This window comes from Chryseobacterium sp. SIMBA_029, assembly GCF_046535275.1.
In the GTDB taxonomy this organism is placed as follows: Bacteria; Bacteroidota; Bacteroidia; order Flavobacteriales; family Weeksellaceae; genus Chryseobacterium.
The window spans coordinates 1-228 of sequence record NZ_JAWRXA010000963.1 but is presented as its reverse complement, the minus strand read 5'-3'; the positions used below and the strand labels follow the sequence as shown (position 1 = coordinate 228).

Below are 228 nucleotides of genomic sequence, written 5' to 3'. Positions count from 1 at the left end.
CACGACGCCGGCCCCGCTCACCTCATGGTTCATGATGCTCGCTCCGCGGAACTTGCTCCCATCGGAGAACTGCACTGTTCCTTGAAGCTCCTGGGAGAATGACGTAGCCGCGACTGTGGTCAACCACGGGGCGCCGTGATTGACCGTGCCGGGCGTCGGCCCGGAGTTTCCGGCGGAGACAGAGACGAAGATTCCTGCCGACGTCGCCGAAAGGAAAGCGAGCGACAC

1 protein-coding gene is annotated in these 228 nt (G+C 63.6%); it reads right to left on the bottom strand.

Annotation, left to right across the window (positions count from 1 at the left end):
- Window positions 1-228: hypothetical protein (locus tag SB679_RS26660; protein WP_410705476.1), on the bottom strand; the 228-nt coding region annotated here is incomplete at both ends.